Source organism: Robertmurraya sp. DFI.2.37 (genome assembly GCF_029211245.1).
Lineage (GTDB): Bacteria > Bacillota > Bacilli > Bacillales > Cytobacillaceae > Robertmurraya > Robertmurraya methanolica_A.
Map to the genome: position 1 here is coordinate 1 of NZ_JARGEJ010000600.1, position 304 is coordinate 304.

Consider the following 304-nt stretch of genomic DNA (forward strand, 5'->3'; position numbering starts at 1 on the left):
CCTCACCAACTGCGTACGTCCATGCCGAATCCGCCAATGCCCCATTTAAATTAACCACCATATCAATTGTCACAATATCGCCATTATTTAAAGGTTCTTTCCTTGGAAACCCATGGCAAATTTCATCATTTATACTTGCACATGTTGCATACTCATAACCTTTATAACCCTTTTGTTCAGCAGTTGCTCCCTTTTGTGCCATATAGGAATCGACAAACTCTTCTATTTCCCAAGTAGTCACCCCTGGTTTAATCATCTTAGCAATTTCTTTATGAACAGAAGCCAACACTTCTCCAGCTTTTTT

At 39.5% G+C, this 304-nt stretch carries 1 protein-coding gene; it reads right to left on the minus strand.

Translation table 11 applies throughout. From position 1 onward, the window contains the following. The coding region (locus tag PZE06_RS27860; protein ID WP_275792379.1) for a M24 family metallopeptidase at positions 1–304 on the minus strand (304 nt) is incomplete at both ends.